The sequence below is a fragment of the Spiroplasma endosymbiont of Lonchoptera lutea genome (genome assembly GCF_964019715.1).
Lineage (GTDB): Bacteria > Bacillota_I > Bacilli_A > Mycoplasmatales > Nriv7 > Nriv7.
The window spans coordinates 214043-230495 of record NZ_OZ026463.1 but is presented as its reverse complement, the minus strand read 5'-3'; the positions used below and the strand labels follow the sequence as shown (position 1 = coordinate 230495).

14 protein-coding genes and 1 pseudogene are annotated in these 16453 nt (G+C 24.5%); 10 read left to right on the top strand and 5 right to left on the bottom strand.

Annotated features, from left to right (window positions below; translation table 4 throughout):
* The first annotated feature begins 102 nt into the window (after positions 1-102).
* From AACK97_RS01130 to AACK97_RS01115, 4 genes are all read left to right on the top strand, one after another.
* Positions 103-378: an AAA family ATPase gene (locus AACK97_RS01130; protein WP_338968926.1), complete on the top strand. Its 276-nt coding sequence runs from the start codon at positions 103-105 to the stop codon at positions 376-378.
* A complete protein-coding gene (locus AACK97_RS01125; RefSeq protein ID WP_338968101.1) occupies positions 342-1850 on the top strand; it encodes a hypothetical protein in 1509 nt (502 codons plus the stop codon). The genes AACK97_RS01130 and AACK97_RS01125 overlap by 37 nt, the downstream gene beginning before the upstream one ends.
* Positions 1851-2101: 251 nt before the next feature.
* Positions 2102-2281 carry a hypothetical protein gene (locus tag AACK97_RS01120; RefSeq protein WP_338968099.1) on the top strand — a complete coding sequence of 60 codons (180 nt, stop codon included), beginning with the start codon at positions 2102-2104 and terminating at the stop codon, positions 2279-2281.
* A complete protein-coding gene (locus tag AACK97_RS01115; RefSeq protein ID WP_338968097.1) occupies positions 2253-2654 on the top strand; it encodes a hypothetical protein in 402 nt (133 codons plus the stop codon). The genes AACK97_RS01120 and AACK97_RS01115 overlap by 29 nt, the downstream gene beginning before the upstream one ends.
* On the opposite strand, the gene AACK97_RS01110 is transcribed toward AACK97_RS01115, so the two are convergent.
* A complete protein-coding gene (locus tag AACK97_RS01110) occupies positions 2646-3590 on the bottom strand; it encodes an IS30 family transposase (RefSeq protein ID WP_338968096.1) in 945 nt (314 codons plus the stop codon). The genes AACK97_RS01115 and AACK97_RS01110 overlap by 9 nt on opposite strands.
* Positions 3591-3689: 99 nt before the next feature.
* Between AACK97_RS01110 and AACK97_RS01105 the strand changes: the two genes are divergently transcribed.
* The 4 genes and pseudogenes from AACK97_RS01105 (at position 3690) to AACK97_RS01090 (ending at position 7558) form a co-directional block, all read left to right on the top strand.
* Positions 3690-3848, top strand: a complete 159-nt coding sequence (locus AACK97_RS01105) for a hypothetical protein (protein ID WP_338968094.1) — start codon at positions 3690-3692, stop codon at positions 3846-3848.
* Positions 3849-4077: 229 nt separating this feature from the next.
* Positions 4078-5241, top strand: a complete 1164-nt coding sequence (gene metK / locus AACK97_RS01100; RefSeq protein ID WP_375315612.1) for a methionine adenosyltransferase — start codon at positions 4078-4080, stop codon at positions 5239-5241.
* A gap of 312 nt (positions 5242-5553) precedes the next feature.
* Positions 5554-6666: pseudogene (locus tag AACK97_RS01095) on the top strand (IS3 family transposase).
* Positions 6638-7558 (top strand): IS30 family transposase, encoded by a 921-nt coding sequence (locus AACK97_RS01090; protein WP_338967271.1) that lies wholly within the window; start codon positions 6638-6640, stop codon positions 7556-7558. Before AACK97_RS01095 ends, AACK97_RS01090 begins: the two are co-directional and overlap by 29 nt.
* Here AACK97_RS01090 and AACK97_RS01085 read toward each other — a convergent pair.
* Positions 7555-8295 carry a Pr6Pr family membrane protein gene (locus AACK97_RS01085; RefSeq protein WP_338968089.1) on the bottom strand — a complete coding sequence of 247 codons (741 nt, stop codon included), beginning with the start codon at positions 8293-8295 and terminating at the stop codon, positions 7555-7557. The genes AACK97_RS01090 and AACK97_RS01085 overlap by 4 nt on opposite strands.
* A gap of 310 nt (positions 8296-8605) precedes the next feature.
* On the opposite strand from AACK97_RS01085, the gene AACK97_RS01080 reads away from it, so the two are divergent.
* Positions 8606-8974 (top strand): helix-turn-helix domain-containing protein, encoded by a 369-nt coding sequence (locus tag AACK97_RS01080; protein WP_338968087.1) that lies wholly within the window; start codon positions 8606-8608, stop codon positions 8972-8974.
* Here the strand turns inward: AACK97_RS01080 and AACK97_RS01075 are convergent.
* The gene (locus AACK97_RS01075) at positions 8966-9910 is read right to left on the bottom strand and encodes an IS30 family transposase (RefSeq protein ID WP_338968085.1); all 945 of its coding nucleotides are present in this window, start codon (positions 9908-9910) and stop codon (positions 8966-8968) included. The genes AACK97_RS01080 and AACK97_RS01075 overlap by 9 nt on opposite strands.
* Before the next feature lie 154 nt (positions 9911-10064).
* Here AACK97_RS01075 and AACK97_RS01070 point away from each other — a divergent pair, with 154 nt between their 5' ends.
* Positions 10065-10985 (top strand): IS3 family transposase, encoded by a 921-nt coding sequence (locus AACK97_RS01070; protein WP_338968925.1) that lies wholly within the window; start codon positions 10065-10067, stop codon positions 10983-10985.
* Between the two features lie 8 nt (positions 10986-10993).
* Here the strand turns inward: AACK97_RS01070 and AACK97_RS01065 are convergent, their stop codons facing one another.
* Positions 10994-11515 (bottom strand): IS30 family transposase, encoded by a 522-nt coding sequence (locus tag AACK97_RS01065; protein WP_338968082.1) that lies wholly within the window; start codon positions 11513-11515, stop codon positions 10994-10996.
* A 385-nt stretch (positions 11516-11900) separates the two neighbouring features.
* Complete coding sequence (locus AACK97_RS01060) at positions 11901-16370, bottom strand: ABC transporter permease (protein ID WP_338968079.1); 4470 nt, start codon at positions 16368-16370, stop codon at positions 11901-11903.
* Positions 16371-16453: the final 83 nt, after the last annotated feature.

The following is a 16453-nucleotide window of genomic DNA, read 5'->3' as shown; positions in this document are numbered from 1 at the left end:
AGAAAATATTATGGCAATAAAAGCAATGATGCAATATTTTAACTTAGATGATGCGGTTTTTAAAAATATTTGTTGTCTTTCAAGTGGAATGCAAAAAAAGTGATGCTAGCACAATGTCTTTTATTAGATACAAATATTTTAATTTTTGATGAACCAACTGATAATTTAGATCCAACAGCAAGAAATAAACTTTTGCAATTATTACTTTCTTTAAAACAACAAGGTAAAACAATTATTGTGGCTACTCATATTTTAAAAGAGTTAGAACCATATTTAGATGCTTTTCTGATTTTAAATAATGGCAAGATTAATTTAATTCAAGAAAGAAAGGTAAATGAGATATGAGATTTGCAAGAAATTTATGATCAAGTTTGTTAGCGTTATATAAAACTAGACAAAAACTTAGTGATAAAAGATTACTAGTTTTTAAAATGGATTTAATGTTAACAATGAAGTCTTTTATTTTGTGATTTATTACTATTATTGGCACTATTGTTTCTACAATTTTAGTATTAACAACTATTAATAAGCATAATTGAGGTAGAAATATAATTCCAGTAGTTGAATGAGGATTAATGCATTATTTTTGGGTTCCATTTTGTTTAATTTTTATTTTTGCGATGTTACTAGTTTTTTTATATAGTATTATATTTAGTCGCCTTTTACGAGAAAAAACTTTTCATTTATTACTTACGAGAACAATAAAAAGATCAAGTATTTTAGTACAAAAATTATTAGTTTCGCTTATTTGATTTTGCATATACTGATTATTTATTATTGTTCCTTTTGTACTTGTTGTTGTAGCAAATAATTTAACTCAAAATTTAATTTGACATTTTATAAAAATTCTTTTTGCTACTGTTGCTGTTTCTTTTATGTTGTTCCCATTTTTCTTATTTATTTTAATTTTATTAGCTCATAAATTTAATGATGCCATTAGTTTATTAGTTGTTATTATTTTGACTGTTTTCTCAATTTTCTCACCAGATTATATGAATATTAATTATAGTGGTAATTATTTTAGTGATAATAACAAATTTAAGATGATTAGTAATTATTATTATAAAGAAAATATTGCTATTGATGGATATTATCATAGGTTTTATAATAGTTTTAAAAATAATGATGCTGGGACTTTTCATCAAGATGTTGAACAATATTTAATTGATAATAAATTGTTATTTAAATCGTTGGATAAACTTATGGTTAAAGATAATAAAATTTTTAATGTTAAGCGTGATATTATCATTAATAAAGCAATATTAGAATTCACTCCAAATTTTATTGAAAAATTATATACTTATCAAGGACTGATGTATGGTTCGTTAAATAAAAATCAATTTTATGGTATGGAGGTGCTATCTTTTTTAAAACATAAGGTATTTAGTTTTTTTGCTGCCATTATTACTAATAATGAGTTTAAAGAGTACATTATTAAAGAAGTAGTTAAAGAGTATAAGGTTGATATTGAAATAGCATATCAACAGTTATTTAGTAATGAGAATAAATACACTAGTTTCTTTTTTAAAGATGATTTACAAAAATTAAATAATCCCAAATTAATTGCTAATAAAACTTTGCTTTTAAGTGCTAACTTATTTTCTCAATATAATTTGACAATTGCTAATATTGTTAATGAAGATATAACTTATGATTATTTTGGATTTTCAGGATATTTACCTTATAAGTATAATATTGTTACAATAAATAAAATGCCATATTCCTTAGATTGAAATAAGCCACTTACTAGAAGGAATGTTTGATGACCAATATTATTTCATTTGTTGTTAAATTTATTGTTAATTTATTTACTGTTTGTTTATATTATTAATAAGAAAGATTATTTTTAATTTGGGTATCATTGAAATAATTATTTGAAAGTGTAAAATTAAACTATATTAAAAGCAAATACTTGTTTTGGGTGATTTTTAATGTTAGGTAATTATACTTTTTTATGTTTCAGTGACTAGTTGCAACATATGATTTTTTATTAAAACTTTTACGAAATTTTTAAGAAAGAAAACTAAGGAAAGAAAAACTAAAACAAGAAGTTGAAGCAACGAAACAAAAGAAAATTGATACTAAGATTTTATCGGAAAAATTGCTTCGAGAACAATATAAGACATTTTATGTTAAAGAAATTTATGATACTGTTAAAAAACAAAAATATAATGAATTTAAAAAAATAAAGAAAACAATGGATTTAAAAAAAGAGTTAGAAATATTAATTGAGAATGTTAACGGGATTGAAAATGAGGTTATTGATAGTGAAAGAGAATAATATATATGAATTAAAAAATGAAATTATTGTGAATTTTTCGGAATTACTTTTAAAAGAAGTAGCACTTACATATTTAGATTTATTAAGAAAATATCAAAAGGGTGATGCTCATCATCTTATTTTAGAATTTTTAAATGTCTCAGTTTTACTTTTAGATAAAGTAATAGTTGATGAAAAACTGTGAGATAAGACTGATACTAGTTTATTATTAGACTTAAAAAATAGTATTTTTTTGGCAGAAAAAAGTAAAGAAAAAAGATTAACTAAGGCTTTAGAAACAACAAAAAAAGCATATAAATATTTATTTATTAAATTAAATTTTCTTTTTTCTTTCCTGAATTGTAAATATAAATGGGACAGTTTTTTAAAATAATTGTATTAAATCTATTGGTCTTTTATAAGATAATGATTTTCTGGGTGTAGAATTAATTTGAAATGCTATAGAATTTAAGTCTTTTTGTTTATATGAAGATAAATCAGTAGATTTTGGTAAATATCTTCTTAAAATACCATTATTGTTCTCATTTAAACCTCTTTGACAAGGTTTTCCGGCATCTGCAAAATAAATTTTAACATTACAATTTTTTTCAATTAATTTTCATTTACTAAATTCTTTACCACGATCAAAAGTAATAGTTTTAATTGTTCCTGGTATTAATTTTAAAATAAATTTTATTATACTTTGTGTAATACTTTCTGCTTTATGATTTTTAGTTTTCAAAGGAATTGTGGTTTTTGATCATATATCAGCTAAAGTAATAATAGAACTTTTATGATCTTTACCAACGATAGTATCTCCCTCTAAATGGCCAAATTCTTGTATATTTTTAATATTTGGAATGATTAAATTTCTTTCATGAATAGATTTACAATTATTAATTCTGCCCCTAGTTTCTTTTTGTTTATGAGGTTTATTTTTGCCTTTTCTCAATAAATTTTTTTCATCAAAACCCATTCGATTTGTTTTAAACATGTTATATAAAGTTTTTGTTGAAATATTTTTTATTTTATTTTTCTTTAAAAAATCAGCAATTATATCAAGAGCATAATTTTTAGTAATTAACAAATGATTGATAGTATTAATTTCTGTTAAAGTTAAAATTATTAATTTTCTACCTGCATTTTGTTTATTTTTTTGAACTTGATTCAATATTTCTAATGGTAATAAGTTTTGATTTAATAATTTACAAACTCTGTGTACAGTTGATTTACTATAATCAATTGCTTTTGCTATTTTACGAATAGAAAATCCATAACTTTTATATTCTTTTATTGCTATTATTGATTCAATAGTCAGATACTTATACATTGTGCTAATTCCTTTCTTTTCTTAATTATAGAATTAACACAATTTGTTTTTTATATAAGTGTCCTTTTTAATTTTACATTTCAGGTAAAAGATAAAGATATGCAAGAAAAATTATTTTTAGATATTTATAATATTTATGTTAAGGGTTTTGAAAATAAACAAATTATTTTTTCTGATGTTATTAATGATTATTCTAAAAAATTAAATCGGAAACGAAAATTTTTAACTTTTAATATTGATGAATTAAATTATTTTTAAGTGATTTGCATTTTTAAGTGATTAATGTTAATATTTTTAGGAACAATTTAAAATTTTCATTCACTTATTCTGAACTGGATATGCTAGTTTTAACCAGTAGCAACCCTTTTATTTTTAAAAGAAGGTGCTTCTAGCAGGGTAAATACCAACAATAAGGGAAGGATTATATCTAAAATATAAAACCTTCTTTTTAGTTAAAGAAGGTTTTATATTATTTAAATAAATATTAATGGAGGAAAGCATGAGAAAAATATTATTTACTAGTGAATCTGTTAGTGAGGGACATCCTGATAAGATTTGTGATCAAATAGCTGATGCTATTTTGGATGCTTGTTTAAAACAAGACCCGCGAACAAGACTAGCTTGTGAAGTGTTTATTACTACTAATATGGTTATTATTGGTGGCGAAATTAAATCATTAGCAATTGTAAATTATGAAGCGATTGCTAGAAAAGTTATTTGTGATATTGGTTATATTGATGAAAAAATTGGTATTAATGGTAATACTTGTCATATTCAAGTATTAATTCATAGTCAGTCACAAGATATTATTCGTGGTGTGGAACATAATCATCAATTAGCAGCAGGTGATCAAGGAATTATTTTTGGTTATGCTACTAATGAAACTAAAACTTATATGCCATTAGCCATTCAAATTGCCCATGATTTAGTACATTTGGCTTCTTCTTTAAGAAAAAATCAACAATTTAAAGATGCTCGTCCTGATATGAAATCACAAGTAACGATTGATTATACTGATTGGTTACAACCTAAAATTGATACGATTTTAATGTCAATTCAACATCATCCTGATTATAATGAAAGTGAATTTAAAACATATATTCATCAAAAAATTATGTTAGTTATTGCTAAGAAATATAATTTAAATTTTGATTTTAAATTTTTGATTAATCCGACAGGAAGATTTGTTGTTGGTGGACCTTATGGCGATACGGGATTAACAGGAAGAAAAATTATTGTGGATACTTATGGTGGATATGCTCGTAGTGGTGGTGGTGCCTTTTCTGGTAAAGATGCTACTAAGGTTGATCGGGCCGCTGCTTATATGGCAAGAAAAGTCGCTAAACATATTGTTGCTTTAAATTGGGCTGATAAATGTGAAATTCAATTGGCATATGCTATTGGTATGAAAGATCCGATTGCTATTTATGTTGAAACATTTAATACTGAAAAGATTGCTCTTAATATAATTAGTGGTGCTATTAGTGCTGTTTTTGATTTTTCGATGCAAGGAATGATTGATTGTTTGCAGTTAATGCAACCGATTTATCAAAAAACTGCCGTTTATGGTCATTTTGGTAAAGATGATAATTTTAGTTGAGAAAAATTGGATTATTTAGAACAATTAAAAGATTATGTTAAAGATAAGTAAAAATGAGAATAACTAGTTATTCTCATTTTTGAAATTTAAATTATTTTCTAATATTTTTTTATTTTTCCTGAAATGTAAAATTATTAAAAAAAGGACACTTATATAAAAAACAAATTGTGTTAATTCTATAATTAAGAAAAGAAAGGAATTAGCACAATGTATAAGTATCTGACTATTGAATCAATAATAGCAATAAAAGAATATAAAAGTTATGGATTTTCTATTCGTAAAATAGCAAAAGTGGATAGGCTACAATAAGTTGGACCATAATTATATAGACTTCAAAATTATTAAGAAAGAAGGAATATAAAAATGGGAAATAAAACCTCATACTCTGAAGAATTTAAAAAACAAATTGTAATGCTATACAAAAATGACAAAAGTGTTATTAATTTAGGGAAAGAATATAATTTACCAAAACCAACTATTTATAGTTGAATTAAAAATTATAATAATTCTGGGTCATTTAAAGCAAAAGATAATCGCACTGTCGAAGAAAATGAATTAATTTACTTGCGAAAAGAAAACCAACAATTACGAATGGAAAATGACATTTTAAAGCAAGCAGCACTGATAATCGGGAAAAAATAACAATAAATTAATAACAACAAAAATAAATATTCAGTGAGGAAAATATGTAAGATTTTAGGTTTACTAAAATCAACATATTATTATCAAACTAATAAATGCACCAAGTTTGATGTTAATAATTATGAACAAGAAGTTATCAGTGCATTTAATAAAAGTCGCAAGATTTATGGTGCTCGTAAAATTAAAGCTGTTTTAATAAGAAAAAATATCATTTTATCACGACGAAAAATCCGATTCATTATGATCAAAAATAATTTGGTTTCTAAATACACCAAGTTAAAATATTGTAATCATAAAAAAACAGTTAATAATGACGAAATTAATAATGTTTTAAATCGTCAATTTAATGACAAAAAACCAAATGAAGTTGTTGTTAGTGATTTAACATATGTTCAAGTTGGCACTAAATGACATTATATTTGTTTATTAATTGACTTGTTTAATCGCGAAGTAATTGGCTATAGTGCTGGACCAAATAAAACTGCTGAATTAGTTCAACAAGCTTTTCACAAGATAACACGACCATTAAATAAAATAACTTTATTTCATACTGATCGTGGTAATGAGTTTAAAAATAAAATTATTGATGAAATTTTAATAACCTTTAAAATTAAAAGATCATTAAGCTCCAAAGGATGCCCATATGATAATGCTGTTGCTGAAGCAACTTACAAAACCTTTAAAACCGAATTTATTAACGGTAAAAAATTTGCAAACTTAACACAACTAAAATGCGAACTATTTGATTTTGTTAATTGATATAACAATATTCGAATTCATGGCAGTTTAAATTATTTAACTCCCGTTGAATTTAGAAAATACCAGTCTACATAAAAAGTGTCCTAAAAAGGGTTGCCAATCCAAAGCAATTGATTATAGTAAATCAACTGTACACAGAGTTTGTAAATTATTAAATCAAAACTTATTACCATTAGAAATATTGAATCAAGTTCAAAAAAATAAACAAAATGCAGGTAGAAAATTAATAATTTTAACTTTAACAGAAATTAATACTATCAATCATTTGTTAATTACTAAAAATTATGCTCTTGATATAATTGCTGATTTTTTAAAGAAAAATAAAATAAAAAATATTTCAACAAAAACTTTATATAACATGTTTAAAACAAATCGAATGGGTTTTGATGAAAAAAATTTATTGAGAAAAGGCAAAAATAAACCTCATAAACAAAAAGAAACTAGGGGCAGAATTAATAATTGTAAATCTATTCATGAAAGAAATTTAATCATTCCAAATATTAAAAATATACAAGAATTTGGCCATTTAGAGGGAGATACTATCGTTGGTAAAGATCATAAAAGTTCTATTATTACTTTAGCTGATATATGATCAAAAACCACAATTCCTTTGAAAACTAAAAATCATAAAGCAGAAAGTATTACACAAAGTATAATAAAATTTATTTCAAAATTAATACCAGGAACAATTAAAACTATTACTTTTGATCGTGGTAAAGAATTTAGTAAATGAAAATTAATTGAAAAAAATTGTAATGTTAAAATTTATTTTGCAGATGCCGGAAAACCTTGTCAAAGAGGTTTAAATGAGAACAATAATGGTATTTTAAGAAGATATTTACCAAAATCTACTGATTTATCTTCATATAAACAAAAAGACTTAAATTCTATAGCATTTCAAATTAATTCTACACCCAGAAAATCATTATCTTATAAAAGACCAATAGATTTAATACAATTATTTTAAAAAACTGTCCCATTTATATTTACAATTCAGGTTTTATTTTTAAAATTGTTAATAAATATGTATAGTAAGTTAAATACAATAAATAAAAATAAAATTAAAGTTGCAAAGATAACAAATACTAAAACCCCATTCATTCCAAAATTTTTATTATGAAGGTTTAAGAAAAAGTAGGGGTATGATAAGTTTTCTTTACCATCTGCTCAGCGCATTTCGCCACGAAGCATAACATAGATAATGTATGTTAATGGATAACTTAAGTATATTCAGATATTTTTTTTAAAATAGTTATTTAATTCAATTTTATTACTGCCAATATTTCAGATGCCATAAATAATCATTAATAAAGGGACAATAATGTGTTGGGCAACGCCATAAATTCAGGCATTTATTCCCATATCTTTAAAAGCGGTGGGCATTAGGACTGTAAGTCAAACAAAAAAAGTTACGGAAATATAACTAGTTATGAAAAGTTTGCTTGTTTGTCCTGTTAAAATATTTTTATCTTCATTTTGATAATTAATTGTTGCTAATAGAAATCATATGGCAACAATGATATTTGATTGCGTAGTAAAAAAAGATAAATACTGAACTGTAAAATCGCCATATAGAAATGGTAAGTCAGATTTAGGTACTCATAATTTTAATACCATTGAATTAATATATGTAGCAATTAAAAATGCTATTGTAAATATGAAAGCAAATATTTTAAAGATTAGTTTTCCTCGTGTTGGTTTCATAAGACCCTCCGTAGATTTTTTTTAATTAAAAATATTATATCAAAATTAGACAACGGATTGTTTTAAAATTTTGCTTTTAATATACCACAGACTTATGACAAGTACAAGAAGTTTTTTAAAAAGGGGTGGATTTATTTTTTTATTTAAAATTTTTATAAATAACGACAAAATTATAAGAAAGTTTTTAAAAAAGTTTATAATTGCTGAATTATACTTGTAAGTGCAAGTAAATAAAATTGCAAAAGATTTCATATAAAAATTTCATGATGCTAAGTTTATTTTAGAAAAAGTAAATTTAAGGAGTTTTTATATGGGATACAAACATCTTGGCATAGATGAAAGAATTTATATTGAGAATCAATTGAAATTTAAAGTAAAAATTAGTGAAATAGCTAAAAATCTTAATCGAAGTATTAGTACTATTAATCGAGAAGTTAATAGAAATAAAGATAATAATCATTATTTTTCATTAATTGCACAAAATAAAGCAGAAAATAGAAAACAATTACATGTTTATTTTCATAAATTTAAAAATAGAGAATTAGTAAAATATGTACAACAAAAATTATTATTAGGTTGATCGCCTGAACAAATTTATGGCAGAATTAAAAATTTTCATCAAGAATGAATTATTAGTTTCCTGAATTGTAAATATAAATGGGACAGTTTTTTAAAATAATTGTATTAAATCTATTGGTCTTTTATAAGATAATGATTTTCTGGGTGTAGAATTAATTTGAAATGCTATAGAATTTAAGTCTTTTTGTTTATATGAAGATAAATCAGTAGATTTTGGTAAATATCTTCTTAAAATACCATTATTGTTCTCATTTAAACCTCTTTGACAAGGTTTGCCGGCATCTGCAAAATAAATTTTAACATTACAATTTTTTTCAATTAATTTTCATTTACTAAATTCTTTACCACGATCAAAAGTAATAGTTTTAATTATTCCTGGTATTAATTTTGAAATAAATTTTATTATACTTTGTGTAATACTTTCTGCTTTATGATTTTTAGTTTTCAAAGGAATTATGGTTTTTGATCATATATCAGCTAAAGTAATAATAGAACTTTTATGATCTTTACCAACGATAGTATCTCCCTCTAAATGGCCAAATTCTTGTATATTTTTAATATTTGGAATGATTAAATTTCTTTCATGAATAGATTTACAATTATTAATTCTGCCCTTAGTTTCTTTTTGTTTATGAGGTTTATTTTTGCCTTTTCTCAATAAATTTTTTTCATCAAAACCCATTCGATTTGTTTTAAACATGTTATATAAAGTTTTTGTTGAAATATTTTTTATTTTATTTTTCTTTAAAAAATCAGCAATTATATCAAGAGCATAATTTTTAGTAATTAACAAATGATTGATAGTATTAATTTCTGTTAAAGTTAAAATTATTAATTTTCTACCTGCATTTTGTTTATTTTTTTGAACTTGATTCAATATTTCTAATGGTAATAAGTTTTGATTTAATAATTTACAAACTCTGTGTACAGTTGATTTACTATAATCAATTGCTTTTGCTATTTTACGAATAGAAAATCCATAACTTTTATATTCTTTTATTGCTATTATTGATTCAATAGTCAGATACTTATACATTGTGCTAATTCCTTTCTTTTCTTAATTATAGAATTAACACAATTTGTTTTTTATATAAGTGTCCTTTTTAATTTTACATTTCAGGTTGAATTAAAAATTATAATAATTCTGGGTCATTTAAAGCAAAAGATAATCGCACTGTCGAAGAAAATGAATTAATTTACTTGCGAAAAGAAAACCAACAATTACGAATGGAAAATGACATTTTAAAGCAAGCAGCACTGATAATCGGGAAAAAATAACAATAATTAATAACAACAAAAATAAATATTCAGTGAGGAAAATATGTAAGATTTTAGGTTTACTAAAATCAACATATTATTATCAAACTAATAAATGCACCAAGTTTGATGTTAATAATTATGAACAAGAAGTTATCAGTGCATTTAATAAAAGTCGCAAGATTTATGGTGCTCGTAAAATTAAAGCTGTTTTAATAAGAAAAAATATCATTTTATCACGACGAAAAATCCGATTCATTATGATCAAAAATAATTTGGTTTCTAAATACACCAAGTTAAAATATTGTAATCATAAAAAAACAGTTAATAATGACGAAATTAATAATGTTTTAAATCGTCAATTTAATGACAAAAAACCAAATGAAGTTGTTGTTAGTGATTTAACATATGTTCAAGTTGGCACTAAATGACATTATATTTGTTTATTAATTGACTTGTTTAATCGCGAAGTAATTGGCTATAGTGCTGGACCAAATAAAACTGCTGAATTAGTTCAACAAGCTTTTCACAAGATAACACGACCATTAAATAAAATAACTTTATTTCATACTGATCGTGGTAATGAGTTTAAAAATAAAATTATTGATGAAATTTTAATAACCTTTAAAATTAAAAGATCATTAAGCTCCAAAGGATGCCCATATGATAATGCTGTTGCTGAAGCAACTTACAAAACCTTTAAAACCGAATTTATTAACGGTAAAAAATTTGCAAACTTAACACAACTAAAATGCGAACTATTTGATTTTGTTAATTGATATAACAATATTCGAATTCATGGCAGTTTAAATTATTTAACTCCCGTTGAATTTAGAAAATACCAGTCTACATAAAAAGTGTCCTAAAAAGGGTTGCCAATCCAACCTTCTCAATGGCCAAGAGTTATGCGATTATTAACATTTCGTTCTTTAATGGATTTACCATTAAATTTACCCCGATTTTCTTGAGATTTTCGTTTCTTACCTTTTCTTCTTAAATTTTTACTAGTAACCTTTTCAAGTAATCCAGAATAAATTCAATTGTAAATTGTTTTAAAACTAATAATTCATTCTTGATGAAAATTTTTAATTCTGCCATAAATTTGTTCAGGCGATCAACCTAATAATAATTTTTGTTGTACATATTTTACTAATTCTCTATTTTTAAATTTATGAAAATAAACATGTAATTGTTTTCTATTTTCTGCTTTATTTTGTGCAATTAATGAAAAATAATGATTATTATCTTTATTTCTATTAACTTCTCGATTAATAGTACTAATACTTCGATTAAGATTTTTAGCTATTTCACTAATTTTTACTTTAAATTTCAATTGATTCTCAATATAAATTCTTTCATCTATGCCAAGATGTTTGTATCCCATATAAAAACTCCTTAAATTTACTTTTTCTAAAATAAACTTAGCATCATGAAATTTTTATATGAAATCTTTTGCAATTTTATTTACTTGCACTTACAAGTATAATTCAGCATATGAAATCTTTTGCAATTTTATTTACTTGCACTTACAAGTATAATTCAGCAATTTATAATAATAATCATATTTTACTTCTTGCCCCATAAAATTATTACTTTGCTTTAAATTATTAATTGTTGACATGGCGAGACTAATACTAGCAGTGAGAATTATTGTTAGCAAAATTAGTAAAATCATTTGAACTTTTACTTTAAACATTGAAAAAAATGCTTGTTTATAAGTTGGAAATATTTTTTTCATTAGTTTTTGTAGCCTTTCTGCTTTAAATAACTTATTCGTCACTACTTTTTACTAATTCAAGTACATTCATTCGTTTTAATGTTTCAGTTGAAATTATATAAGTCAGTGTGTAAATAATTGTAATTGTTGCTAATGTTATTGGTAAAAGTCATCATTGGAAATATAGGGGAATAATGAATCCAGTAAAAATTCCAATAGTTCATAAGATACCTTGACAAATAAATCAAGCACTGATAAATCCAACGATAAATCCCATAATAGCGGCCGGAATAAACATTGATAAAGTTAAACTATTAATTTCACGATATTTATACCCTTGAATTTTCATAATCGCCATTAGTTTAGCAAACTGATGGACAAGAAGATTAGAAATCATTATAACAATAATTGCGGATAGACTAATTGAACCTAAAATAAAGATGGCAGCAATACTAGAAGCCACTGTTGTTAAGTTTTTAATTAATTCTCGTTTTACTGTTAATAGTTCACTGTTAGTAACAGTATTAGCAACATTATCATTTAAACTAGCAATTGAATAATCACCAAGAGTTGAAGTTGTTGAATATCTACTAGTAACATCAGTTAATTCAGGATTAGATGATAACCGACCATTAAATCATAATGGTTCATTATTAAAAGGATCTTTTTTATAAATTTCACTACTTGTTGTGGCATTAAAACCAAGAATTTGATTAGCAACTCGTTGATTAATATAAACTTTTAATTCACCATAAGATTCATGAATTGCTTTAACTTGATATTTAACTTTTTGCGGTATTGGGGTATTATCAATTTTTAGAATTTTAGGTATTTCTTTATTACCAATAGTTTTACCGTCTAGTATGGCAATAAAAATATTTCATAATGGATTGTCATATGATTGATTTAAGAGATTTAGTGCTGATGTCATAAAGTCTTCATCAACAAATTTATTTTTAGTAGCAAATGGCACAAAGGCTCTAATATGTCATCATTTATTGTCGGATGATTGTTCAATAACAAATTTATTATTATTTGTTGGTATTTTTGCATTAATAATTTCTTTTAAAAATTCATCTTTAATTGCTGGGTATTTGATATTATCAATTGTGATTTCTTCTTTGGGTAATCGTAAAATTATTTCATTTAAGTTACGATAACTTTTAGCAATGTCATCATCACCAATATCGTTTTCTTTATAACCATAATGGTTAGTTCAACCATAAGGCGAGTTATTATCATTAATACTTCATTTATCTAGAGGCATATTATAGATATTTTCAGAGTTATTTTCATCACGATAAATTCAAAATGAAGTGTGAGCAGGATATCATTTATTATTAGCACTCATATATTGTAATTGTTTTTGTTGAACTTCACTTTCAAAAATACTATCAACTTTTAAATTATGTTTTATTTGCATTGCCCGATTAATAACTGCTGGAATCTTATCAAGTCATTTTTTTTCTTGGATATATTTTGAACTTTCTTTTAATGCAATCATATCACTATTTGGTTTTACTCCTAGGGTTTTAAAAGCGACATTATTTAAGTTAGCATCATAATATGTATATAATTCATCTTCTTTAGCATTATAAGGTAAAGTATTATGAGTAATTGTTAAGCGTTGTTTTCTTCCAGAAATATTAAGAAAGTCTTTAATATAAGAAGGAACAGCTGTTTCAATTGCATTCATTGTACAGGTTCTTCAGTTATCACTAGTATTTATTTTGGCATTAGTTGTTAAAATAGTGTTTACCATTGGACAAATAATTGTGGATAATAATCCTGAAAGTTTGGGATTATTATTAAAATCCTTAGAAATTTGTTCTAATCAACCTAAAGAAATTCCTCTGCCACCTGTTCAATAATAGTTATAAGCAATTTGTTTTAAAATATTATCTAAATTAATGTTTTGGGTATTATCACTAAGTTTTTTTCAAGAATTAGCAGGAGCATCTTTATAGTAATCAGCTACTGGACGAATTTCAGTAATTGGGTAATCAAGACTTTGATTTTGAGCATCAATCCCTTTTCAAGGGTATAAATTATAACGAGTTGTTGGGATATTACTAATCGGTTGTTGAAATTCAGCATTAGTTTGATATTTTAAAAGTCCATAATAAGAATCATCAAGACTGCGAACAGCAGCAGGGATCATTAAGGCAATAGCGATAGTGAATGAAGCAATAAGAATTGTTACAAACATAATAATAATTTTCTTATATGAAACTGATGCCAATGCCAAACGAAACCGAGTTTTAAAGCTTCCAAATGCAAATCATCTTTTGTGGATGCCAGAAATTGCTTTTGAAGGTTTATTATCACTGTTAGGTCGTAATAGGGTAATTGTATTTTTTGCTACTTGTTTATAAGCAGTAATTGTTACGGTAATTAAAATTACAATGATATTAATTGCCAAAGCAATTAGAAAAGGAATAATATCAAAATAAAAAATATTATTTGGGATTGTAAAGAAATTTTCAAAAATTTTCATTACGACTATTTGTAAAATACTACCAACAATTCAACCAATGGGTACAGCAAGAATTGTTGTTATTAAGGCATAAGATCAATATGAACCAATAATTGTTTTATTTTCATAGCCTAATGCTTTCAAAACACCAATTTGTGTTGCGTTGCGTTCAACGGTTTTTCTAATAATTAATACTGTTGCAAAAACTGTTAACATTGTCATAAAAATAACAATAATAATACTAAATCAAGTATATGTTCTAGTAATTGTTGGTAACGAATTAAAGCCACGATTAATATAATTGTTGCTGTCACTATTTTCAATCGTTGAAGTTATTTTTAAATCTTCAGTAATTTTTTGAATGTCTTGGGGGTTGTTATTGTAAGCTAACATTTTTTGATAAACAGTTTCAATGCTGTTATTATTTTTTTTAAAATTATCATTAAGAAAAAGTCGAAATAATTCGAAATCATTGGCAATATGATTTCCTGTGTATGTTAAATAGACATTAGATATATCTTCAATATCACTATAACGAATGAATTCATCACGAATAAATAATTGGTGGTTAACGAATAAGACGGCTTCTTTTGCTGGATTAGGAAGAAAATTTATTGGATGAACAACAGGTAACGATGTAAAGTTATCGCCACCAATGCCAGTAATTATTAATTTATAGCTACCAATTTTAAGAGTATCATCAATTTTATAATTATATTTTTCAGCAAACTGAGGATTAATTACAATTTGATTAGCACCAGTAGGATAGGTGCCACTAATGATTTTAATATTATTTTTTTTAGTGTCATTATTAGGATTAATACTAATTACACGATAACGGATATTAGTAGCAAAATCAGAAAATAAATACTCTTGGCGTAAATTGACATTAAAGTTACTTAATAAGCCAACTAATTTATTATGATGATTTCATATTGCTTGCGAAATATCTCAATTATTTCTTAAAGATGTTCCACCAATCGGAAGTGTTAGATATTTGGCAACATCGAGATAACTACTATCCTTATTATCATTTATGTGGTCGTTTGTTAGTTGAAAAATAATTTCATTATTATCTTTGTTAATATTCATTAAAATATTTCCTAAATCGCCTTTAAAACCTTGTTTAAAAAAAGCTTTGTTATTAAAATTTGTTGCCTGAGGAAACCTTTTTTCATAATCTTCTTTTGTTAATTGTTGAAAAATATTAATTCCGCCACCAAAAATTGGAACATTATCACTAGATAAATCAGTTTCATTATTTATATCTCTTATTCAACTGTCGCCATTACAAGCATTAACAAAGTCTCTTAAAAATATTTCTTTAAATGCTTTAACTTTGTCAAAATAATCAGCATCAGTTGTTTTTTTTGGATATTTAAGTTTATCACTATTAGCTTTATAAAGATTAAATAAATAAAAGGCAAAAATTGGGTTAATGTATTGTTCAACCAAAGTTGTATATTGTTCATATAATATTTTAAATTCGTTATTAGGAATGTCATGATATTTTTTATGTAAAATTTGACCAAAGAGTGAATTTTTAAAGGCTAAACTATTTGTATTAATTTTTTCTCATTTTAGTAAATTTTTAAAGGAAATATTTTCAATTGTGATATTATTATTACTTGCTATTTTTTCCGTAATATCTAAACTTTCTGATATTAATGGTAATAAACACCCCGTAGGGTCATTTTTATCTTTCGCAATGGTAAGTATTGGTGTACTGTTATCTTTTATACTTTTACTAGTATTAGATTCTGCTAATGAACTTTTACTAAAAGCAGTACAAATATTAAATGTTGGTGATATGCTTTGAATACTAGGACTATTTTTACTGTTAAAGCGATAACTATAATTAAATGGTGTTGTAGCACTATTCATTGTTGTTTCACCATCTAAGAGTCATCTTGTCGTAATTCAAGTTAAGGTAATTGTCGTTGATAAGATAATAGTTAATAAAATTAATGAAATAATTTGGATTTTATGTTTAAATGCTCCTCAAAAGGCTTGCTTAAATAATTTGTTTCATTTTCAATGTTTCATAAATGTATCTAACCTCAACTTAATAAATTATTATATAAAAAAGATAAATATTTTTTAACATAAATAATTATATCAACTTATTT